Origin of the sequence: Hydrogenophaga pseudoflava NBRC 102511, from assembly GCF_001592285.1 — a bacterium.
In the GTDB taxonomy this organism is placed as follows: Bacteria; Pseudomonadota; Gammaproteobacteria; order Burkholderiales; family Burkholderiaceae_C; genus Hydrogenophaga; species Hydrogenophaga pseudoflava.
The window spans coordinates 299,163-321,542 of sequence record NZ_BCWQ01000002.1; the positions used below are offsets into that span (position 1 = coordinate 299,163).

The window sequence follows — 22,380 nt, forward strand, 5'->3', positions numbered from 1 at the left end:
GGAAGCCGCGAAGCGGCGCAGGGGGGTTACTTCTTATTGCGGATGGGAACGTTCATTTCCGAAGGCTTGATCTCGCGCACCAGCTCAGGCACGCCCCAGGCAAAGGCCGGGTCCACCTTGATCTTGAAGTGGTACATGCTCTGCATGGCCTGGTGGTCTTCCTTGCGGAAGGTCATGGTGCCCTTGGGCGTCTCGAAGCTCATGCCTTCCATGGTCTTGATCAGCGTGGCGGCCTTGGCATCGCCGTTGGTCTTCTTCAGTGCTGTCACCACGGCCATGGCCGAGCTGAAACCACCGGCGGTGAAGAAGTCCGGCGGGCTCTTGAACTGGGTGTAGTGCTGGGCCACCATGGCCTCGTTCACCGGGTTCTTGGGGATGCCGAAGTAGTAGTAGGTGGCGCCTTCCATGCCGGGGAAGTTCTTGTACGAGGCCATGGCCGGCAGGATGTTGCCGCCGGTGGCGATCTCGATGCCGTAGCGCTTGAGGTCGAGATCGGCGATCTTGAACGGGTTGCCCGCGCCGGCCCAGATGATGAAGATCACCTTGCGGCCGGGCGCGTCCTTGAGCTTGTCGATCAGGCGCTGCGCACCGGCGGTGAAGTCGGTGGTGCTGGTGGGCAGGTATTCCTCGTGGACGATCTTGGCGGTCTTCACCGCGTCCTTGAAGGCCTTCACGCCGTCGCGGCCGAAGGCGTAGTCCTGCGCCAGGGTGGCGATGGTGGTGCCGGCCTTGTCCAGCGCCACGGCGTTGGAGATCGCGTCCTGCGAGGAGTTGCGGCCGGTGCGGAAGATGTACTTGTTCCACTTGTCGCCGGTGATGGAGTCGGCCACCGCGGGCTCGACCAGCAGGATCTTCTGGTATTCCTCGGCCACCGGCAGCATGGCCAGCGCCACGCCCGAGCTGGTCGGACCGATGGCCAGGTCGGCCTTGTCGTCGGCGTAGGCCGCGGCCAGCAGGCTCTTGCCCAGGTCGGGCTTGCCCTGGTCGTCCTTCTCGATCACGACGATCTTCTTGCCGCCGACCATCATGGTGCCGCCCGTGGCGTAGTTCAGACCCATCATCAGACCCACCTGGGTCTGCTTGCCGTAGGCCTCCAGCGGACCGGTCTTGCTGTAGACGTGGGCGATGCGGATTTCGCCGCCCGACTGGGCGAAGGCAGCGGCGGCGCCGCAGGCAAGGGCCATCACCGCAACGCGGCGCGTGGTCTGGAACATGTCTTGTCTCCTGGTTATGAGATCACCGGGCCGGTGAACGCCAACCCACTTTGCACGGTCCGTGCCAGGAAGAAAAGTCCTTTTGAATCAATGAGCTGCTGCTGTCTTGCCGTATGAATGCCTGAAATTCAGACACACCATCCAAACCCAAAATGTCTAAATATCAGACAGTTGTCTGGTTTTCAGACACAGACAGCCGGTCGTACAGGCTGGCGCGCGAGATGCCCAGCAGCTTCGCCGCCGCCACCCGGTTGCCCCCGGTGCGCGCCAGAGCGGCGGCAATGGCGCGGCGCTCCAGCTCGGCGATCTGCACCGGCAGCGGCCGCAGGTCGTCGTCCGCGGCCATCGCCGGCACAGGGGCGGCAGGCCGCGACAGCGCGGGCTCGATGCGGTCCAGCCCCGAGTCGCGCAGCACTTGTTCCACCTGCGCGGCGCCGATCTGCGGCGAGTCGCTGCGCAGCGCCAGCTGCTCCAGCACGTTGCGCAGCTCGCGCGTGTTGCCACGCCAGGGCTGCGCGGCCAGCAAATCGAGCGCGGGCGGCAGCAGCTCCAGGTGAATGTTGGCGCCGCGCGCCGCGATGTCCTCGCACAGCGTCTCGACCAGCAGCGGGATGTCACCCTGCCGCTCGCGCAGCGGCGGCACGCGGATGGGCAACACATTGAGGCGGTAGAACAGGTCTTCGCGGAACAGGCCCTCGCGCACCAGTTGCGCGAGGTCGCGCGAGGTCGCGGCCACCACGCGCACGTCGCAGCGGATCAGCTTGTTGGAGCCCAGCGGCTCGATCTCCCCGTCCTGCAGCGCGCGCAACAGCTTGACCTGCACGGCCATGGGCATGTCGCCCAGTTCGTCGAGAAACAGCGTGCCGCCGTCGGCCAGCTTGAACTTGCCATCCCGCCCCTTCTTGTCGGCGCCGGTGTAGGCCCCGGGCGCGACGCCGAAGAACTCCGCCTCCATCAGCGCCTCGGGCACGGCCGCCATGTTCACACCCACGAATGGCCGGCCGGCGCGCGGCGAGGCGGCGTGGATGGCGTGGGCGAGCAGCTCCTTGCCGGTGCCGGTCTCGCCCAGCAGCAGCACCGGGCTGGCCGACTGCGCCGCGCGGCGCGCCTGGCGCTTGACCTCCTGCGCGGCGGCGCTGCTGCCGACGAAGCTGGCGAAGGTGTACTTGGCGCGGCGCTGGCTGGCGAGTTCGCGCCGCGCCTCGTTCAGATCCTGCTCCAGCCGCGCGAACTTGGCGATCAGCGGCTGCAGCGTGGTCTCGGGGTGGTCGAACAGCACGATGCCCAGCACGCCGATGACCTCGCCCGCCTCGTCCCGCAGCGGGATGCGGCTGACCACGAAGGTGCCGGCCTTGTTGGTCAGCAGGTCGATCAGGATCGGCTTGCCGGTCTCCAGCACCTGGTGCATCTGCGTGTTCTGCACGACGTTCGACACCGGGTGGCCGACGAAGTCTTCCTCGCGTTCGTAGCCCAGCGCGGGCAGGAAGCGGCGGTACTGGTCGTTGATCCACACCACCCGCCCCTTGCGGTCCACCAGCAGCATGCCCTCGCTGGCGTTGGCGAACAGGTCGAACATCGAGCGCGCGGCCAGCTCCAGGATGCTCTGGGCGTCGCGCGGGAGGCGGGTGTCGGGGCTCATGGTCGCTGCATGGTACCCGCGGTGCCGGCCGATCCGCCCCTGCCGAGCCGAAGGCCCACGGCCACCAGCGCCGAGGCCACCGCCAGACCGACCACCGCGTTCCAGCCCCAGCGGGCGAACAGCATGCCGGCCAGCACGGCGCCGGAAGCCATGCCCCCGAACATCACCACAAACAGCAAGGCATTGAGCCGGCTGCGGGCCGACGGATCGGCGCTGTAGACCAGCGACTGGTGCGACACCAGCGCGCCCTGGAACCCGAGGTCGAACACGATCACCGCCAGCGCCAGCGCCGCCACCTGAACACCCTGCGGCAAGCCACCCACCAGCCCCGTCACCGCATAGCCCGCCAGCGCCAGACAGGCCCCCGCCAGGGCGCTGCGGTGCGGGCCATGGCGGTCCGCCAGGCGCCCGAACCAGGGTGCGGCGAGTGCGCCGGCCGCCCCGGCAATGCCGAATGCACCGGCCGCCGCGCTGCCCATGTGGAACGGTGCGCCGTGCAGCCACATCGCCAGCGTGGACCAGATGGCGCTGAAGCCCACCGCCAGCGCGCCCTGGGCCAGCGCGGCCTGCCGCACCGAGGGGTGGCGGCGCCACAGCGATCCGAGCGACGCCAGCAGCGCGCCGTAGCCCAGGGTGGTCGTGGGCGGCACATGCGGCAGCCCGCGTGCCAGCGCCAGGGCCACCAGGGCCACCGACACGGCCGCCAGGCCGAAGGTCGAGCGCCAGCCCAGGTGTTCGGCCGCGAAACCGCTGACCACGCGCGACAGCAGGATGCCCAGCAGCAAGCCGGTCATCACTGCACCCACAGCCTGCCCGCGGCGGGCTTCAGGCGCCAGCGTGGCCGCAGCGGGCACGATGTCCTGCGCGGCCGTGGCCGCCAGCCCGATGGCGAAGCTGGCCAGCAGCAGCCAGCCAATGGATGGAGCCAGCGCCGCGCCCGCCAGGGCCGCCACCAGCCAGCCGCACTTGACGAGCACCAGCGTCCGGCGGTCGCAACGGTCGCCCAGGGGCGCTGTCAACAGGATGCCCAGCGCGTAGCCCAGCTGCGTGAGCATGGGCACGAAGCCCAGGGTCTGCGGCCCCACCCCCAGCTGTGCGCCCAGCACTCCCAGCATGGGCTGGGCGTAGTACAGCGCGGCCACGGTCAGGCCAGCGCCGACAGCCAGCAGGCGCACCAGGGCGGGCGAAAGCGCCACACCCTGATGGGATGGCGCCGCCCCCAATACATTCGACAAGTGAATGGATGACATGACAAACTCCAGAAAACTCGATGGACGCAGTGTCCTTCTCGGTGAATTTCGGCGGAAGACGGCTGTCACACACCACAGATATACGATAGGCGAATGAATAAGCCTCCATCACCCGCAGCACCGGCCGACACGCTCCCCATCGGCAGCGGCGACCGGCTGGCCCTGATGCAGACCTTCGTGCGCATCGTCGAAGCCGGCAGCCTCTCGCGCGCGGCGGCGCAGATGCAGACCACCCAGCCCACCATCAGCCGGCGCCTGCTGGCGCTGGAACGCCTGCTCGGCGTGCGCCTGCTGCAACGCTCCACCCGGGCCATGCACCTGACGCCGGACGGCGAGCGCTGCTATGAGCGCGCCAAGCTGCTGATGGAGGACTGGGAGGCGCTCACCGCGGACGCGCACGGCGAGCAGCAGGCGCCCCGCGGCCAGCTGCGCGTGGTGGTGCCGCATGCGTTCGGACAGGAACAGCTGGTGCGGCCCCTGACCCGGTTCCTGCAGGCGCATCCGGACATCCAGGTCGAGTGGCTGCTGCGCGACGATGTGCACAACTTCATCGGCGCCGGCATCGACTGCGCGATTCAGGTCGGCGAGGTGCGCGACCCCTCGGTGGTGGCGATCCGGCTGATGGACGTGCCGCGCATCGTGATCGCGGCGCCAGCACTGCTGGAAAGCGGCGAGCCGCCCGCGACGGTGGACGCACTCGCCAACCTGCCCTGGCTGGCCCTGCGCACCTACTACCGAGACGAGGTGAGCCTCACTCACCAGCAGACGCAGCAGACCCGGCGCTTTGCCATCCGCCCCCGCCTGAGCACCGACAACCTCTATGTGCTGCGCAATGCCGCCGTGCTGGGGCTGGGTGCGGGCATCGTGTCGGCCTGGATGGCGGCGGACGATCTGGCCGCGGGGCGGCTGGTGCATCTGGTACCCCAGTGGCAGGCGCCGGCCCTGCCGGTCTACCTGGTCTATCCGCACGCCCGGTTCTACCCCCTGCGGCTGCGGCGCTTCATCGACGCCATGCGCGCGGCCATGCCGGTGACCGGCGGCGTGGCCCCCTGAGCGGCGGCTGTGGCGGGTTGAGGGCCCTGGGCGCTCAGCCCAGCAGCCCGAGCGCCCCGAGATCCACCCGCACCTGCGCCGCGGTCTCGAAGCGCACAGCGCGCCAGCCGATGGCATGGGCCGCGTCGATGTTGCGCTGCGCGTCGTCGATGAACACCGGCGACGGATCGCTCACCGCCAGTTGTTCCGTCACCGTGTGGAAGATCGCGGGGTCGGGCTTCATCAGCGCCACGCGGGCCGAGAAGACGCCGTCCTCGAACCAGTCGGCGAACGGATGGTCGTCCTCGATCCAGCGCGCCAGGCCGTGCGGCATGTTCGAGAGGTAGACCAGCCGGTGGCCGCGCGCCTTGAGCTCGTGAATCAGCGCGACGGTGTCGTCCTTCACGCGCATGTGCGGCGCCAGCCCGTCGATCACCGCCATCACCTCCTGCGCATCCAGCCCGGTACGCAGGGCGATGCGCTGCGCCAGCCCCTCGGGCTCCACATGGCCGAGGTCGAACTGCGCCCAGTCGCCGTCGGGGTCGAAGGTCTGGAAGATCTCGCGCACCCAGTGCGCCGCCTCGGCCTCGTCGCGCGCCCGCGCGGGCAGCACCTGGCGCAGCAGCACGGTCGGCTGCCAGTTGAACACCACCCCGCCGAGGTCGAACACCACCGTCTCAGTCGTCATGCCTTGTTTCCGTTTCTCTGTTGTGTGAAAGCTCATGCAGCGACCACGGTCACGCCGTGGTCCTTGAGCGTGAGGCCCAGTTCTTCGCCCAGCCGCCATTCGCGGTCCACCTGCGGGCTGACCACGAAGATCGGGCCCAGCTCGGTCTGCACCGTGAGTTCCTGGAACGAGCCGAGGTAGGCCTGCTTGAGCAGTTCGCCGCCCAGGCCGCCCGATTCGCGCGGGCCGATGGACCAGGCCTCGGGCCGGATCGCGGCCTTCACCGGGCCGGGCGGCAGACGGTGGCGCGGTTGCAGCCGGATGGGGCCGAAGCGCACCGAACCGTCGGCCTCGCTCACGCCGTCGAACAGCATCGCCTCGCCCATGAAGCCGGCCACGAAGGCGCTGGCCGGGCGTTCGTACAGGTCCTGCGGCGCGCCGGCCTGGGCGATCTGGCCGGCGTCCATCACGATGATCTGGTCGCTCACCGCCAGCGCCTCGCTCTGGTCGTGCGTCACATAGGCCACCGTCAGGCCCAGGCGCTGCTGCAGGGCGCGGATCTCCTCGCGCATGCTGCGGCGCAGCCGGGCGTCGAGGTTGGACAGCGGCTCGTCGAACAGCAGCACAGCCGGCTCGATCACCAGCGCGCGCGCCAGCGCCACGCGCTGCTGCTGCCCGCCCGAGAGCTCACTGGGCAGGCGCGCGTCCATGCCGACCAGGCCGACGGTCGCCATCGCGGCCCGCGCCCGCTCGGCGATTTCCGCCTTGGGCAGGCCGCTCACGCTCAGGCCGTAGCCCACGTTGTCCAGCACGCTCATGTGCGGGAACAGCGCGTAGCTCTGGAACACCATGCTGACGTTGCGCTCGCTGGGGCCGAGCGAGGTGACGTCGCGGCCGTCGATCAGGATCTGGCCGCCCGAGGGCGACTCCAGCCCCGCAATCATGCGCAGCGTGGTGGTCTTGCCGCAGCCCGAGGGGCCGAGGATGGTGGTCAGCGTGCCCTTGGGCACGGTGAAGTCGATGCCCTTGACGATCAGGGGCGCGCTGGCGCCGCCGTAGCGCTTGGTCACCTGGCGGAATTCAATGCCGTGAGTGGTCATGGCGGTTTCCTTGGAATCAGTGGCCGCCCGCGCGGCGGCCGAGTTGCCGTTCACCGACCAGGCGCTGCACCAGCGCGGTGATGACGGACATGAAGACGATGAGCACCGTGCAGTAGGCGAGCGCGAGCCCGTACTCGCCGTTGCCGACGCGGCCGATGATGTAGGTGGTGGACAGCTCGTACTTGGCCGAGACCAGGAAGATCACCGCCGACACCGTGGTCATGGAGCGAACGAAGCTGTAGATCAGCGCCGCCGTCAGCGCCGGCTTGAGCAGCGGCAGCACCACGCGGCGCAGCGTGGTCAGCGTGCCGGCGCGCAGCATGAACGAGGCTTCGTCGAGCGAACGGTCGAGCTGCTTGAACGCCGCCGTGCCGGCGCGTACGCCCACCGGCAGATTGCGGAACACGTAGCACAGCACGATGATCAGCCCGGTGCCGGTGAGCTCCACCGGCGGCACGTTGAAGGCCAGGATGTAGCTCACGCCCAGCACCGTGCCCGGAATCGCGAAGGTCAGCAGCGCAGCGAACTCGAAGCCCGCCTTGCCGCGGAACTCGGTGCGCGCCAGCAGCCAGGCGATCAGCAGGCCCAGGAAGGCGCAGACCGGCGCCGCCATCGCCGCCAGCGAGGCGGTGGTGAACAGCGAGTTCCAGGCCGTGCCCGCCCACACCAGGCCGTGCTCGCCCCACTGCAGGTCGAAGGCGCCTCGGAAGTGGTCCAGCGTGAGCGTGTAGTCGCGGCCCCAGGTCTTCACGAAGCCGCCCGCGAACGCGAACAGGTAGACCACCACGGTGAACAGCAGCCAGGGCCCGGCCACGCCGAAGCAGAGGCGCCGCACCGCATCGGGCAGCGGCATCGGCAGGCCCGCGTCGCCCTTGCCGGTCACGGTGGTGAAGCTGGTGCGCCCCAGCAGCCCGCGCTGGACGAAGAACACCACCAGGGCGAACAGCGTGAGCACCAGGGCCAGCGCCGCCGCCATGCCCGGGTCCAGCGAGGCGCCGACGATGGCGAAGAAGATCTCGGTCGACAGCACGGCGTAGGAACCGCCCAGGATGATGGGGTTGCCGAAGTCGGCCATGCTTTCGATGAAGCCGACCAGGAAGGCGTTGGCCAGGCCCGGCTTGAGCAGCGGCAGCGTCACGGTCACGAAGGTGCGCAGGCGGTCGGCGCGCAGTGTCTGCGCCGCCTCTTCCAGCGAGGGGCTCACGCCCTGCACCACGCCGCGCATGATCATGAAGGCGATGGGTGTGAAGGCGAACATCTGCGCCAGCCAGACACCGAACACGCCGTAGAACCAGCGCGAGGGCGGCACGCCGAAGGCCCATTCCATGAACTGGTTGTAGAGGCCGGCGCGACCGAACAGCAGGATCAGGCCCAGGCCGACCACGAAGGGCGGCGTGATGATGGGCAGCATGGCCAGCACGTTCAGCGGCTTCTGCAGCCGCGTGCCGCCGCGCTCGGCCCACAGCGCCATCAGCGTGCCCATCACCGTCGTGCCGGCCGCCGTCAGCAGCGCGAGGAACAGCGTGTTCCAGGCCACGCCACAGCGTGTCCCACCGCTCACGCAACCCAGGCCCCAGATGCGCTCGGTGGCCAGCCGGTCGACCAGCGCACCCGGCGCCCACAGGCCCATGTCGTCGTACAGCCCCGAAGCCAGCGAGCGCAGCACCGGGTAGACCACGAACAGTGCCAGCAGGCTCACACAGCCGACCACCGAGCCCGCGACGAACACGTCGCCGCGGAAGAAGCCCAGACGCGCGATGCCCGCGCCCAGCAGCATCACCAGGCAGGCGATGGCGACAAAGCCGCCCCAGCCCATGCCGAACTGGCCGTGCTCCAGCGGGCCGAACCAGGCCTCCAGCGTCTGGAAGCTCCAGCCCGGCGCGCCGATGGCGAAGCCGCTGGCCAGCAGGCCGGCCAGGCCCAGCAGCGCGCCGGCCACCAGCACCCCGCCCTGCGCCCGCCCCACGGGCAGCAGCAGGCCGGCGCCGGCGATCAGCAGACCGGCCACGCCGGTCCAGAGCCAGGGCCGCCCGTGCAGCGCCGCCTGCACCACGCCGCTGGCGGTGGCGTCGCCGCCCCAGACGCCAGGCAACGCCGCCCAGAGCGACTGTTGTTGGAGGAAGTACCAGGGCAGCAGCGCGTAGGCGGCCAGCCCCAGCAAGGTCCAGGCGGCCAACGCCCGCCCGGACCGCGAGGTCAAGGTGTTCATGCGGAATTCCGGAGCGGGTGAAGGTCAGCGCGGCAGGCTGTTGACGTCTTTTTCCCAGCGCTGGATCAGGCGGCGGCGCTCGGCCGTCTGGCCGTACTTCGCGTAGTCGTAGTTGATCAGCTTGATCTTGCGGAAGTCGGGCACGCGCGGGTCGACCTTGGTCTCCTTGTTCGACGGCAGCTGGAACTGCAGCGTGGCCGCGCCCAGGGCCTGGGCCGAGGGCGTGAGCGCCCATTCGTAGAACTTCTTGGCCGCGTCCAGGTTGCGCGCACCCCTGATGATCGACATCGATCCGATCTCGGCGCCCGTGCCGTCCGACGGGGTGATGGTCTCCAGCGGGAAGCCCTGCGCCTTCTCGCCCGGGCCGTCGTGCACGAAGCTGATGGAGATGGTGGCCTCACCACGCGCCACCGCCTTGATCGGGCCGGTGCCCGAGCGGGTGTAGGCGCCGATGTTGCCGTGCAGCTTCTTCAGATACTCAAACGCCTGGTCTTCGCCCATGAGCTGCACCAGCGTCGCGATCATGGTATAGGCGGTGCCGCTGGAGGCCGGGTTGGCCGACTGGATCTCTCCCTTGTATTCGGGCTTGAGCAGGTCGGCCCAGGTCTTGGGCACGGCCAGCTTCTTCTTGGCCAGCAGCTCGGTGTTGTAGCCAAAGCCCAGCGGGCCGGAGTAGATGCCCACCGTCTTGTAGCCCGATTGCGCGGCCTGCTTCTGCGCCCAGTCGTGCAGCTTGGGCAAGGTGGGCGACTTGTATTCCATGGTCAGTCCCTGCTCGGCGGCCTGCAGGTGCGGGTCGCCGGTGCCGCCGAACCAGAGGTCAGTCTTGGGGTTGGCGCGCTCGGCCATGATCTGCGCGATCGCCTCGCCCGAGCCCTTGAGCGTCATGTTGACCTTCACGCCCTGGCTCTTCTCGAAGGTGACGGCGAGCATGTTGCACCAGGCCGCCTGGGCCGAGCAGATCAGGTTGAACTCGCTGCTCTGGGCCTGCGCGGACAGCGCGGGCAACAGCAGGAAAGGGGCGGCAAGCCAGAGGGTCTTTTTCATGGGTTTTCTCCTGGGATGGACGGGGATCTCGGGTGTGGGAAACGGGTGGGGCGAGCGGTTCAGGGCCCTTCGGGCATGGCGGTGGCACCGGTCATCAGCACGCTGACGCCGGGGCCGTCGAGGAAGACGCTGACCGGCGCGCCCACCTGCAGCGTCTGGCGCTCGTGCTGGCGGTGCACCTGCAGCAGGCCCAGCGCGGTGCGCACGCGGTAGTGCGACTGCCGGCCTTCGTAGGCGTGCGATTCGATGCGCCCGGCCAGGCCCTGCCCGCTGGCCGGCGCCAGGCGCCAGGCCTCGGGCCGCACCACCACGCGGGTGGCGCCGCGGCGCCGGGCGTGGCCGGTGTTCACCGTCAGCGGGCCGACGCGCAAGCCGCCCTGGCCATCGGCCTCGGCGTCGAACACCGCGGCATCGCCCATGAAGCCGGCCACGAACTCGGAGCGCGGGCGCTCGTAGATGTCGCGCGGGCTGCCGACCTGCTGCACCTGGCCGTCGCGCAGCACCACGATGTGGTCGCTGACCGCCATGGCCTCGTTCTGGTCGTGCGTCACGTAGACCACCGTCAGGCCCAGCGACTGCTGCAGGCCGCGGATCTCCTCGCGGATCTGGCGCCGCAAGCCGGCGTCGAGGTTGGACAGCGGCTCGTCGAGCAGGAGCACCTCGGGCGCCAGGGCCAGCGCGCGCGCCAGGGCCACGCGCTGCTGCTGCCCGCCCGAGAGCGAGGCCGTGCTGCGGGCGGCCAGCGCACCCAGGCCGACCTGCGCCAGCGCGGCGTGCACCCGCGGGTCGCGCGCGGCGGCGGCGCTGTCCAGCCCCAGGCCGTAGCCCACGTTGCCCTGCACGTCCAGGTGCGGGAACAGCGCGTAGTTCTGGAACACCATGCTGATGGGCCGCTGGTCCGGGCCGGTGCCGGTCACGTCGCGCTCGCCGATGAACACCCGGCCAGCGGTGGGCTGTTCCAGCCCGGCCACCAGGCGCAGCAGCGTCGACTTGCCGCAGCCCGAGGGCCCGAGCAGCGTGGTGAGCTGGCGCCGCGCGAACCGCAGCTGCACACCGCGCAGCGCGCGCGTGCCGTCGGCAAAGGTTTTTTCCACCGCGTCCAGGCGCACCGCGTCAGGCATGTGAGCCCCCTGCCCCGGCCGGTGCCAGGTTCCAGCGCACCACGGCATCGACACCGACCACGCGGTCGTCCTGCACGCGGTTGAACAGCTGCACCTGCGCCTGCATCGACTCGGCGATCTGACGGCAGATCGACAGACCCAGGCCGATGCCCGTGCCGCCCGCGGCCGACTGGAAGGGCTCGAACAGCCGGTCCATCACCGCCGCATCGATGCCGCCGCCGTTGTCCCAGATCAGCAGCTCGGCCTGGTCCGGCAGCACCCGCACCACCATGCCCAGGGCCGAGCCGCGCGGCGCGTGGTGGATGGCGTTGGACAGCAGGTTGCGCAGCAGCTCGCCCAGCATCCAGGGGTCGGTGGTCAGGCGCACCGGCACCGATTCGAAGGAAAAATCCAGCCGCTTGCGCGCCAGCAGCGGCCCGAACTCCAGGCACACCGCCTGTGCCACGGTGTCCAGGTCCACCTCCTGCCAGTGCGCCTGCGCCACCAGCTGCTCGACCTTGGCCAGCGAGAGCAGCTGCCGCACCAGCTCGCTGGAACGGTCGACGGTCGCGAGCATCTTGGGCAGGGTGTCCTTCACCTCCAGCTGGCCCGACATCGCGCCCTGCAGCTGGGTGCGCAGCACCGCGAACGGCGTGCGCAGCTGGTGCGAGGCATCGGCGAGGAAGCGGCGCTGCTGCTCGGTGGCAGCGCGCTGGTGCGCCAGCACACCGTGCACCGCGTCGGACAGCGGCTGCAGCTCGGCCGGCACCGGGCGCGGGGCGCTGCCGGCCTCGCCCGCATGGAGCTCGTCCTCCAGGTGGCGCAGCGGCGCCAGCGCGCGCCCGGCGCACCAGGCGAACAGCGGCAGCACCGCCACCAGACGCAGCGCGCCGCCCCACAGCGGCGCGGCCGCCAGCTCGGGCAGGAAGGCCTGCAACAGCAGCTCGACCAGCAGCAGGCACAGCGCCAGGCCCAGCAGCAGCCGCACCGTGATCGACCAGGGCCGCGCGGCGGGTGCGGACGGTGTCGACGCGGGGCCTGTCATGGTCGGTGGGGTGGATGGAACAGACGACGCCATGTGCCGTTCAGACCGCGACCGGCCCTTCCGTCATCGCCTCGTCGATCAGCAGGTAGCCCACACCGCGCAGCGTCACCAGCTGAGCGCCCGAGCCCTGGATGCGCTTGCGCAGCCGGTGCACCAACACCTCGATGGCGTCGGCGCCCACCGGCTCGTCGCCGAACACGGCGTGGTGCAGGTCTTCCTTGCCGACCGCCTGACCCGGCCGGGCCAGCAGCGCCTTGAGCAGGGCCAGCTCGCGGGTCGACACGTCCAGCGGCGTCGCGCCGCGGAACACGGCGCCGGTGGGCTCGTCGACGCGCAGCAGCGCGCAGCGCAGCTCCGGCGCGCCATGGCTGCGGCGCACCAGCGCCTTGAGGCGGGCTGCCAGTTCCTCGATGTCAAAGGGTTTGGTCAGGTAGTCGTCGGCGCCCTCGTTGAGGCCGAGCACCCGGTCCTGCACCGCGCTGCGGGCGGTCACCACCAGCACCGGCACCTGCGAGCCGCCGTCGCGCATCAGGCGCAGCACCTCCATGCCGTCCATGCCCGGCAGGCTCAGGTCCAGCAGCACCACGTCGGGCCGGCGGCGCCGGAACATGGCCAGCGCCTCCGCACCGTCGGCGCAGCGCGTGACCTCGAAGCCCCGGCCCTGCAGCACGCGCCCCAGCGCGTCGCCCAGGGCCAGATCGTCTTCCACCATCAGCACTTTCATGCCAACGATGATGCCCGGCGCCCCCGCCGGACCGCATAGAGGAAACCTTAGAGAAACACGAAAGCCGGACGAAATCTTCGTCCGGCTTTCAGGCGCCGCTCAAGGCGGCGGAGCGCGGGGCGCTCCTTTCTTCAGCTGCGTCTGTGCCAGGCCAGCAGGCGCGGCGTCACCAGCACCAGCAGCACGATCACCAGCAGCGTGGCCGACATCGGGCGCTCGAAGAACACGGTGAAGCTGCCCTCTCCGATGGACATGGCGTTGCGGAACTGGGCCTCGGCCAGCGGCCCCAGGATCAGACCCACGATGACCGGCGCGGTCGGGAAGTCGAAGCGGCGCATCGCCACCCCCACCAGCGCCAGGCCGAACATCAGGAACAGGTCGAACGAACTCTGGCGCATACCGTACACGCCCACCGTCGCGAAGATGAGGATGCCGGCGTACAGCGGTGCCTTCGGAATCTTCAGCAGCTTGACCCACAGGCCCACCATCGGCAGGTTCAGCACCAGCAGCATCACGTTGCCGATGTAGAGCGAGGCGATCAGCGCCCAGACCAGGTCGGACGAGGTCTGGAACAGCTGCGGGCCGGCGTTGATGCCGTAGTTCTGCAGCGCAGACAGCAGGATGGCGGCGGTCACCGAGGTCGGGATGCCCAGCGTGAGCAGCGGCACCAGGGTGGCCGTGACAGCCGAGTTGTTGGCGGCCTCGGGGCCGGCCACACCTTCGATGGCGCCGACCGTGCCGAACTCCTTCTTGTGCTCCGGGTCGGCCAGCTTGCGCTCGGTCGCGTAGCTCAGGAAGGTCGGAATCTCGGAACCGCCCGCGGGGATGGTGCCGAAGGGGAAGCCGATCGCCGTGCCGCGCAGCCAGGCGGGCCAGGAACGGCGCCACTCGGTCCTGGTCATGTGGGCCTTGTTCATCTTGTTCATGTTGGCCTCGCTCTTGCCCTCGTACAGGGCGTTGTAGAGCGCTTCCGTCACCGCGAACAGGCCCACCGCCACCAGCACCACCTCCAGGCCGTCCATCAGCTCGATGACGCCCGCGGTGTAGCGCACCTGGCCGGTGATCTGGTCCATGCCGACCAGGCCCATGGCCAGGCCGACGAACAGCGAGGTCAGGCCGCGCAGCGTGCTCTGGCCCAGCACGGCGGAGACGGTCGTGAAGGCCAGCAGCATCAGGCAGAAGTATTCGGGCGGCCCCAGCTTGACGGCGAACTCGGCCAGGATGGGCGCGAACAGCGTGACCAGCACGGTGGCAATGGTGCCGGCGACGAACGAGCCGATGGCCGAGGTGGCCAGCGCAGCGCCCGCGCGACCGTTCTTGGCCATCTTGAAGCCTTCGAGCGCGGTCACCATGGTGCCGGTCTCGCCCGGGGTGTTGAGCAGGATCGAAGTGGTCGAGCCGCCGTACATGGCACCGTAGTAGATGCCGGCGAAGAAGATCATCGAGGCTGTCGGCTCGACCTGACCGGTGATCGGCAGCAGCATGGCCACGGTCACCGCCGGGCCAAGGCCGGGCAGCACGCCGATGGCGGTGCCCAGCGCACAGCCGGCCAGCGCCCACAGCAGGTTGAGGGGGGTGGCTGCGGTGGCGAAGCCGCCCAGCAGCTGGTTCCAGGTGTCCATCATGCTTGTGCTCCCTGATCAGATCCAGCCGGTGCCGGTCAGGCCCGGCAGGTTGACGGCGAGGAATTTGGTGAACAGCCAGTAGGTCGGTGCGGCAATCACGATGCCGGTGACCGCGTCGCGCAGCACCTGCATGGCGTTGCCGCCGGACTTGCCTTCGCTGATGCGCAGGCCCCGCACCGCGAGGGCGTAGCACAGCGCACAGCTGAGCACAAAACCGATGGTGGTGATCAGCGCCGCGTTGCCCAGGATGCCGGCCGACACCCAGGCCAGCGCGTGCCAGTCGCCGCGCGGGGCGCCCGAAGGCTCCTCCATGTTGCGGTAGCCGCCGGAGCGCACCTCCAGAATCAGCATCACGCCACACAGGCCCAGCGCGGCCGCCACCAGCCAGGGCAGGAAGTCGGGGCCCACGCCCGCATAGCCGGCGTCGGACGGGATGTTGGCTGCACCGTAGGCCAGAACGGCAGCCACCACCACGGCGGCGATGCCCATGGCCAGCTGGCCCGGGCGGTGATCGGGACGCGCCTCCTGCGCGGGGGTGGTGTCGGCATTCATGACGTGCTCCACTCGTAAAAAAATGCGGCCGCGGCGCGAACGCCGTGGCCGCTGGATCGGACAGACCGGGCCGTGTGCTTACACCATGCCGGCGCGGACCATGGTGGCGCGCAGGGTGGAGAAGTCCTTGTCGACGAAGGCGTCGAATTCCTTGCCGGTCAGCAGGGCCGGGGTCCAGTTGTTCTTGACCAGGGCTTCCTGCCAGGCCTTGCTCTTGGTGGCCTTGACGATCATCTCGGTCAGCGCGGCGCGCTGCTCGGGGGTGATGCCGGCGGCGCCGTAAACACCGCGCCAGTTGCCGATCTCGACATCGATGCCCTGCTCCTTGAGCGTGGGGATCTTTTCCAGGCCCTTGACGCGCTGGCCGGAGGTGATGGCGATCGCCTTCATCTTGCCGCTCTCGATGTACTGCTGGAACTCGCTGTAGCCGGAGCCACCGACGGTCACGTTGCCACCCAGGATGGCGGCGACGGCCTCACCGCCCCCACGGAAGGGCACGTAGTTGATCTTGGCGGCGGGCACGCCCACGGCCTGGGCGATCTGCGACGCGGCGATGTGCTCGGTGGAGCCACGCGAACCGCCGCCCCACTTGACACTGCCGGGGTCCTTCTTGAGCGCCTCGACCACGTCCTTCATGGTGTTGAGGGGCGAGCTGGCGGGCAGCACGAACACGTTGTATTCGGTGGTCAGGCGGGCGATCGGCGTGACCTGGGTGATCGAGACCGGCGGCTTGCCGGTGATGATGCCGCCCAGCATCACGGCGCCCATCACCATCATGGCGTTCGGGTCGCCCTTGGCGGAGTTGTAGAACTGGGCCAGACCGATGGCGCCGGCAGCACCGCCCTTGTTCTCGTAGGTCACGGAAGACGCCACGCCCGCATCGCGCAGGGCCTCGCCCAGGGCACGGCCGGTGCCATCCCAGCCACCACCCGGGTTGGCGGGGATCATCATCTTGACGTTGGCACCCTGGGCCCAGGCGGCATTGGGCAGGGCACCGGCGGCGGCCAGAGCGGCCAGGGACTTGAGGAAGGTATCGCGACGCATGTTTGTCTCCGTGGGAGGTTGATCGACGGTCGTTATGTTCCTGTCGGCCGCTGTCAATCGGCTGTCGTTGCCGTCAGGAAAAACCCTATGAGGGTGCGGGATCTCCCATCACGGGGAGGACCATAATTGCACCAGCCCTCTTCACCACGCAGGGCCTTTGGCCAGACGCCCTTCGCTCATGAATGCACATGCCCATCCCGTGTTTGACGCTTGCCTGAAAGAGGCATTGGCCTTGTCGGCCGAGTGGGTGCCCCGCTGGCTGGCGGCGCTCGGCAACGCACTGCTGGAGAAGGAGGCCTCCGCCGTCGGCGCCTCCGAACAGCGCAGCGCCGGCCAGGCGCGCGCCACCCTGGCCGCCTACCAGCAGCGGGTGACCGAGCACTTTCTGTCGGCGCTGTCACAGTCGATAGGCAGCGTCGCCGACGGCGAGGGTGACCTGACCCCCGTCAGCGGCAGGACCCCGCCCCCCCGCCTGGACACACTCAGCCTGGACGACCTGGAGCTGATGGACCACCAGCAGGTGCAGCACACCGTCGAGCTGGCGCGCATCCAGCAGGTGGTGAAGATGGCGGTGGAAGAAGAGCTGGTGAAGCTCGACGCGCGCCTGAGCACCGCCCGGGGACTCACTGTGGTGAGCAGCAAGGCCAACCCGCTGCACCCCGAGGCCATCATCGGTGCGCTGATCCGCGCGCTGTCCAAGCTGCACATCGACGAGGAGGTGCGGGTGCAGTGGCTGCACATCGGCGCCCTGCCCCTCGGCCAGGAACTGCGGCGTTTCTACCGCCAGCTGGTCGACCTTCTGGACCGCTGGGGCGTGCAGCCCGCGGGCTACAAGGTCGTGCAGACCCCGGTGGGCAAGCCCGCCGACCGAGGTGCCTCCCGCCCCCGCGGGGACAGCCTGCCCGTGGAGGCGCTGAGCGACGGGAACGAGTTGCTCACCCTTGATCACCTGCACCAGCTGCTGGTGGGCAATGTCGCGCGCGGCGCGGCCGATGCCTCCGATCCGGCACAGGCGCAGGAGGCCGACAGCATGGTGCGGTCCCTGGCGGTGGAGGTGGTCGCACTGATGCTGCGCCGCATCGTCGACGACCCCCGCCTGCTGGCGCCGGTGCGGGACATGATGCTGCGGCTCAAGCCCATGCTGCTGGAGCTGGCGCGCAACGACCCGCGCTTTTTTACCGATCGCAGCAACCCGGCGCGGCGCCTGCTGGATGTGCTCACCGAGCGCGCGCTGGCGTTCAAGAGCGAGCGGGACTCGGGGTTCCAGGCCTACATGCAGCAGCTGCGCAAGGTGGTCCAGGACCTGCAGGTGCCGGCCAGCCAGCTGTCGCAGCGCATCAGCGAACTGCTCGCACGTCTGGTGCGCACCGACCCGGTGACACAGGCACCCGCACGGGGCCTGGCCATGCAGACCTTGATGAAGGTGGAGCAGCGCAACCTGCTGGCCGAACGGGTGGCCACGGAAATCCAGGCCAGAAACGACTTTGCCCGGGCACCCGGTGTGGTGCGCCGCTTCCTCACCGGCCCCTGGGCCCAGGTGGTGGCGCAGGCGCGCATCCAGGCGAAGGCCGCGGACAGCCTGAGCCCGGGCGATGCACCGGCGCTGCGCTACATGGACGCCCTGCCCGACCTGCTGTGGTCAAGCCAGCACGAACTGGCCAGCCTCAACCGGCCCCGGCTGATCAAGGTCATTCCTGGCCTGCTGCGCACGCTGCGCGAAGGGCTGGAGTCCATCGACTACCCGCGCGCCCAGGCCGACTCCTTCTTCCAGGCGCTCATGGAGCTGCAGGAACCAGCCTACGCCGCCCGGCGCGACGACGAGGCGGACATGCGCGGACTGGACATGTCCGATACCTGGGTGCATCCGGCGGAAGCACGCGACTCGGGATTCATGGACGACCTGCAGATCGAGAGCCAGCCCGGCTTCCAGGACACCGAGCCGATGGACCCCGAGTGGCTGCGCCAACGCCAGACAGAGACCACCGCAAAGCCCCGCCCGCTGACGGTGGGCACCTGGGTGGACCTTCGAGACGGAGGAGAAGACCTGCGTTGCCAGCTCACCTGGGCCAGCCCGCACGGCACCATGTTCCTCTTCAACGCCGCCAACGGGCGCAGCATTTCGCTGACCCTGCGCGGGCTGGAACGACTGCGCGAGCTGGGACGCCTGACGGTGGTGGCCGACCACGGTCTGGTCGACGATGCCCTCGACGAGGTGACGCGCCAGGCCTTCCTCAACTCCGGTCGCCGCTGAGCCCAGGCCTCCTGTCCGCATGAAGCTGCTTCTGGTCGAAGACAACCCCACCATGCAGGCCACCCTGCAGCGCACGCTGGAGCGGCGCGGCATGCAGGTGCTCACCTGTGGCGATGGTGACAAGGCCCTGCCGCTGTGGCGCTCCAGCCTGCCCGACGTGGTGCTGCTGGACCTGAGCCTGCCCGGGCGCGACGGCCTGCAGGTGCTGGGCGACGCGCGCGCCGAAGGCCTGAAGACGCCGGTGATCATCCTCACCGCGCGCGGCACCGTGGGCGATCGCATCATCGGCCTGAACACCGGCGCCGACGACTACCTGCCCAAACCCTTCGACCTCGACGAGCTGGAGGCCCGCGTGCGCGCCCTGGTGCGCCGCTCAGCCGACGCCACCGACAGCCCGGGCAACCTGCCCGCGCGCAGCGCCGGCTGGTGCGGCATGCAGATCGACCGCGACAGCGGCGCGGTCTACCACGACGGTGAGCCGCTGGAGCTCGCCCCGCGCGAGCTGGCCCTGCTGCGCGCCGTGCTCTCCCAGCCCGGGCAGGCGATCACCAAGGAACGCCTGTTCGAGCTGGTGTTCCCCGGCGAGGCCCATGTGCAGCCCGAGGCCATCGAGGTGGTGGCCTACCGGCTGCGCAAGAAGATCGGCCACACCGGCGCGCAGCTGGTGACGCTGCGCGGGCTGGGCTATCTGCTGAAGGCCGCTGCCTGAGGACATGGCCGTGAGCGCACCGCTGTCGCTGCGCCGCACGCTGCTGCTGGGCATCCTGCTGCCGCTGTTCGGCTTTGTGGTCATCAACACCGTGGTGCTCTACCGGCAGGCGCTGGCGGGCGCCGACACCGCCTACGACCGTACCTTGCTGGCCACCGCCAAGTCGCTGGGCGAACAGCTGGAGGTGGTCAGCACCGGCGACCAGCCCAGCGTGCGCTCGTCCCTGCTCTATTCCGCACTGGAGGCCTTCGAGGCCGACAACCGCAGCCGGCTCTTCTACCGCGTCAGCGGTTTTCGCGGCGAAATGGTCTCGGGCTTTGAAAACCTGCCGCCGCCCAGAGCCCGCCTGCCCGACCAGAAGATCTACGCCGCCCTGGTGCACTTCTACGACGACGAGTACCAGGGCGCGCCGGTCCGCATGGCGGTGCTGCTGCAGCCGGTGGCGGGCGAGGCCGGCCAGGGCATGGCCACCATCCAGGTGGCCGAGACGCTGGAGCTGCGCCAGACGCTGGCGCGGCAGATCCTGATCGACACCCTGTGGCGCCAGGCGGCGCTGGTGGTGGTGATCGTGCTGGTGGTGGTGATCGTGGTGCAGCGCGCCACCCGCCCGGTGCGCTCCATCAGCCACGCACTGGCCCACCGCAGCGACAACGACCTCTCGCCGCTGCCCACCAACAGCGCCCCGCGCGAGCTGCTGCCGCTGCTGGAGGCGACCAACCAGCACATGCAGCGGCTGTCGCAGCTGCTGGACCACCAGAAGCGCTTCGTGCGCGACACCTCGCACCAGCTGCGAACCCCGCTGGCCGTGCTCAAGACCCAGGTGCAGTCGGCCCGGCGCGGCGACGTGCCGCCGCTGCAGGCGCTGGACGAGATCGGGCACACCGTCGACCGCGCCACCGAACTGGCCAACCAGATGCTGGCCCTGGCCAAGGTCGAGCAGCTGCGCCAGGACCGGGACGCCCCCGTGGTCGACTGGGGCGAGGTGGTGCGCGCCGTGGCCCTGGACCTGGCCCCGCTGATCGCCGACCGCGGCCTCGACTTTTCGCTGGACGTGGTCAGTGCCCCGGTGCGTTCGCACGAATGGGCGCTGCGCGAGCTCGGGCGCAACCTGCTGCACAACGCCATCAAGCACTGCCCGCCGGAATCGCGCCTGGCGGTGGGCATGGTCTGCGACGACCGCTCCGCCGCACTGTCCATCAGCGACAGCGGGCCGGGCATTTCCGACCACCTGCGCGAACGCCTGTTCCAACCGTTTGCCACCGACCACGGCGCGCGGCCCTCGGGCGCCGGATCGGGCCTGGGACTGGCCATCTGCCACGGCATCGTGCAGTCGCTCGGCGGCAGCATCGAGCTGGAGAACCGCATGGTGCGCGGACGCATCGGCGGGCTGGACGCCACCGTGCGCCTGCCCCTGGCGCATCCGGTCACGGAGGCCGATCATGACCAATAACGCAACCGAAGGCGGCCGGGTCCGGCTGGACAAGTGGCTCTGGGCCGCGCGCTTCTACAAGACCCGCTCGCTCAGCGCCGAAGAGATCGACAAGGGTCGCGTGCGGGTCAACGGTGCGCCCGTGAAGCCGGCGCGCGAGGTGCGCATCGGCGACGTGGTCGAGCTGCGCAGCGGCAGCGTGCAGCGCACCCTGGTGGTCAGGGCGCTCAGCGGTGTGCGCGGCCCGGCCACGGCGGCGGCCTTGCTGTACGAAGAGACCGCCGAGTCGGTGGCGCAGCGCCTGGCCGCGGCCGAGCGGCGGCGCCTGGCGCCCGAACCGGCCGACAGCATCACCCAAGGGCGACCGAGCAAACGCGACCGCCGCGAACTCGACGCCTGGCAGAAGCCGCCAGCCGAATGGAACGACCGCTGGAGCGCGTCTCTAGAAAGTGACGACGAGGACTGAATTTCCGCGCTAGCGGCGCCGCAGTCCCAGCCACATCACGGTGGCCACCACCAGCACACCACCCAGCACCTGCACCGGCGCCACCTGCTGCCCGAGCACCGCCCAGGCCAGCAGCAGCGCAAAGATCGGCTCCACATTCATGATCGGCGAGCCGCCCACCACGCCCAGCCTGGGCAGCACGGTGAACATGATGGTGAAGGCGGTGCCGTAGAGCACGGTCAGGCCCAGCAGGCCCCACCAGCCCGCCGGGGCCTGTGGCAGCGACCAGCCACCCTGCCCCGCGACGCCGACCAGGGCCGCCAGCGCCACGATGGCCATGGTGGCAGCCGTGCGCACGCGGCCGTCCAGCCCCACCGTCTCGTGCTGCGTGAACACCAGCGCCAGGCCGAACGAGGCCGCGGCCGCCAGCGCGAACGCCACACCGGCCCCGATGCGCCCCCAGTGCGCCGAAGCCCCCAGGCCCGACGCCGCACCCGCCACATCCAGGGCCAGCGCCAGCCCCAGCAGCAGCACCGGCATGGCGCGCAGCAGCGCAGGCTCCACCCGCTCGGCCTTGAGCGTGCGCGCCCACAGCGCCGTCCACAGCGGGTAGGTGTTGAAGGCCAGCAGGGCCAGCGCCACCGGCAGGCGCGCCACCGCCGAATACAGGCACAGGCTCTGCACGCTGATCAGCACACCGATCTTCAGCAGCGCCCGCTTCTGCCCTGCGGGCAGATTCACCGGCACCCCCGCCATGCGCACGATCAGCCAGACCACCAGGGCCGTGACACCACTGCGGAACAGCACCGCGGTGGACACGGAAACCCCGTGGTCAAAGGCCAGCCGCGCCGCGACGTGGTTGGCGCCCATCATGAACGCGATGAGCAGCAGGGTGGCAAAAGCGGAACCGGAGAGGGATTTGTGAGATGGAGAAGACATCGGGCGATTGTGCGCGGCCTGCCCAAAAAGCGGGCAACGCTGCCGCAGGCCTTGTGCGGCGCGGACTTGGCGCAGGTGTCCGGGACATATCCACAGGCTTACCCCCTGCGGCTGGGTGCAACTTCGGCATCACCTTCGCGCGAGGAGGACGCGGACCGTCAGCCAATTCCACCAGGTCTGCGTCGAGAATCCTCATCGGCCTACAATCGGCCCCATGACCAAACTTCTGAGCCTCACCATGACCCTCTGCGCTGACGCGCAGGTGGCGGTGTGCGCTCGTCGCGTGCAGGGCCAGGCCACGGCCCCGTGCGGCCACCGCCTTATGGCCGCACATTCCCCCGCCCGGCGATAACCCTCTC

The 22,380-nt window shown here is 69.8% G+C and carries 19 protein-coding genes; 5 read left to right on the forward strand and 14 right to left on the reverse strand.

Going from position 1 to position 22,380, the window contains the following annotated elements; all coding sequences use genetic code 11:
- Window positions 1-26: 26 nt before the first annotated feature.
- From HPS01S_RS04300 to HPS01S_RS04310, 3 genes are all read right to left on the reverse strand, one after another.
- A complete protein-coding gene (locus HPS01S_RS04300; protein ID WP_066151586.1) occupies window positions 27-1,214 on the reverse strand; it encodes a substrate-binding domain-containing protein in 1,188 nt (395 codons plus the stop codon).
- Between the two features lie 163 nt (window positions 1,215-1,377).
- On the reverse strand, window positions 1,378-2,853 hold the full coding sequence (locus HPS01S_RS04305) for a sigma-54 interaction domain-containing protein (RefSeq protein WP_066151588.1): 1,476 nt from the start codon (window positions 2,851-2,853) through the stop codon (window positions 1,378-1,380).
- The gene (locus HPS01S_RS04310) at window positions 2,850-4,103 is read right to left on the reverse strand and encodes an MFS transporter (RefSeq protein WP_066151590.1); all 1,254 of its coding nucleotides are present in this window, start codon (window positions 4,101-4,103) and stop codon (window positions 2,850-2,852) included. Before HPS01S_RS04310 ends, HPS01S_RS04305 begins: the two co-directional genes overlap by 4 nt.
- A gap of 93 nt (window positions 4,104-4,196) precedes the next feature.
- Here HPS01S_RS04310 and HPS01S_RS04315 point away from each other — a divergent pair, with 93 nt between their 5' ends.
- Window positions 4,197-5,156 (forward strand): LysR family transcriptional regulator, encoded by a 960-nt coding sequence (locus HPS01S_RS04315; RefSeq protein WP_066151593.1) that lies wholly within the window; start codon window positions 4,197-4,199, stop codon window positions 5,154-5,156.
- Window positions 5,157-5,190: 34 nt separating this feature from the next.
- Here the strand turns inward: HPS01S_RS04315 and HPS01S_RS04320 are convergent, their stop codons facing one another.
- From HPS01S_RS04320 to HPS01S_RS04365, 10 genes are all read right to left on the reverse strand, one after another.
- On the reverse strand, window positions 5,191-5,823 hold the full coding sequence (locus HPS01S_RS04320; protein ID WP_066151595.1) for an HAD-IA family hydrolase: 633 nt from the start codon (window positions 5,821-5,823) through the stop codon (window positions 5,191-5,193).
- Between the two features lie 32 nt (window positions 5,824-5,855).
- Window positions 5,856-6,902 (reverse strand): ABC transporter ATP-binding protein, encoded by a 1,047-nt coding sequence (locus tag HPS01S_RS04325; protein WP_066151810.1) that lies wholly within the window; start codon window positions 6,900-6,902, stop codon window positions 5,856-5,858.
- Window positions 6,903-6,918: 16 nt separating this feature from the next.
- The gene (locus HPS01S_RS04330) at window positions 6,919-9,111 is read right to left on the reverse strand and encodes an ABC transporter permease (RefSeq protein ID WP_066151598.1); all 2,193 of its coding nucleotides are present in this window, start codon (window positions 9,109-9,111) and stop codon (window positions 6,919-6,921) included.
- A gap of 24 nt (window positions 9,112-9,135) precedes the next feature.
- Window positions 9,136-10,158 carry an ABC transporter substrate-binding protein gene (locus HPS01S_RS04335; RefSeq protein WP_066151600.1) on the reverse strand — a complete coding sequence of 341 codons (1,023 nt, stop codon included), beginning with the start codon at window positions 10,156-10,158 and terminating at the stop codon, window positions 9,136-9,138.
- Window positions 10,159-10,217: 59 nt separating this feature from the next.
- Window positions 10,218-11,279, reverse strand: a complete 1,062-nt coding sequence (locus tag HPS01S_RS04340) for an ABC transporter ATP-binding protein (RefSeq protein ID WP_066151601.1) — start codon at window positions 11,277-11,279, stop codon at window positions 10,218-10,220.
- Window positions 11,272-12,303 (reverse strand): sensor histidine kinase, encoded by a 1,032-nt coding sequence (locus tag HPS01S_RS04345; RefSeq protein ID WP_066151603.1) that lies wholly within the window; start codon window positions 12,301-12,303, stop codon window positions 11,272-11,274. Before HPS01S_RS04345 ends, HPS01S_RS04340 begins: the two co-directional genes overlap by 8 nt.
- Before the next feature lie 40 nt (window positions 12,304-12,343).
- A complete protein-coding gene (locus HPS01S_RS04350; protein ID WP_066151605.1) occupies window positions 12,344-13,027 on the reverse strand; it encodes a response regulator transcription factor in 684 nt (227 codons plus the stop codon).
- Window positions 13,028-13,158: 131 nt separating this feature from the next.
- Window positions 13,159-14,649 (reverse strand): tripartite tricarboxylate transporter permease, encoded by a 1,491-nt coding sequence (locus HPS01S_RS04355; protein WP_066151813.1) that lies wholly within the window; start codon window positions 14,647-14,649, stop codon window positions 13,159-13,161.
- Between the two features lie 18 nt (window positions 14,650-14,667).
- A complete protein-coding gene (locus HPS01S_RS04360; RefSeq protein WP_066151606.1) occupies window positions 14,668-15,204 on the reverse strand; it encodes a tripartite tricarboxylate transporter TctB family protein in 537 nt (178 codons plus the stop codon).
- 78 nt (window positions 15,205-15,282) lie between these two features.
- Window positions 15,283-16,248 carry a Bug family tripartite tricarboxylate transporter substrate binding protein gene (locus HPS01S_RS04365; RefSeq protein WP_066151607.1) on the reverse strand — a complete coding sequence of 322 codons (966 nt, stop codon included), beginning with the start codon at window positions 16,246-16,248 and terminating at the stop codon, window positions 15,283-15,285.
- A 178-nt stretch (window positions 16,249-16,426) separates the two neighbouring features.
- Here HPS01S_RS04365 and HPS01S_RS04370 point away from each other — a divergent pair, with 178 nt between their 5' ends.
- From HPS01S_RS04370 to HPS01S_RS04385, 4 genes are read left to right on the forward strand one after another with little or no spacing between them, the layout of a single operon-like run.
- Entirely contained in the window at window positions 16,427-18,499 is a 2,073-nt protein-coding gene (locus HPS01S_RS04370; RefSeq protein ID WP_084397030.1) for a DUF1631 family protein, read from the forward strand.
- Between the two features lie 19 nt (window positions 18,500-18,518).
- Window positions 18,519-19,208, forward strand: a complete 690-nt coding sequence (locus tag HPS01S_RS04375) for a response regulator transcription factor (RefSeq protein WP_066151611.1) — start codon at window positions 18,519-18,521, stop codon at window positions 19,206-19,208.
- Between the two features lie 4 nt (window positions 19,209-19,212).
- The gene (locus tag HPS01S_RS04380) at window positions 19,213-20,658 is read left to right on the forward strand and encodes a sensor histidine kinase (RefSeq protein WP_084397032.1); all 1,446 of its coding nucleotides are present in this window, start codon (window positions 19,213-19,215) and stop codon (window positions 20,656-20,658) included.
- Window positions 20,648-21,103 (forward strand): RNA-binding S4 domain-containing protein, encoded by a 456-nt coding sequence (locus tag HPS01S_RS04385; RefSeq protein WP_066151613.1) that lies wholly within the window; start codon window positions 20,648-20,650, stop codon window positions 21,101-21,103. The genes HPS01S_RS04380 and HPS01S_RS04385 overlap by 11 nt, the downstream gene beginning before the upstream one ends.
- A 9-nt stretch (window positions 21,104-21,112) precedes the next feature.
- Here the strand turns inward: HPS01S_RS04385 and HPS01S_RS04390 are convergent, their stop codons facing one another.
- Complete coding sequence (locus tag HPS01S_RS04390) at window positions 21,113-22,021, reverse strand: DMT family transporter (RefSeq protein WP_066151615.1); 909 nt, start codon at window positions 22,019-22,021, stop codon at window positions 21,113-21,115.
- Between the last annotated feature and the right edge of the window lie 359 nt (window positions 22,022-22,380).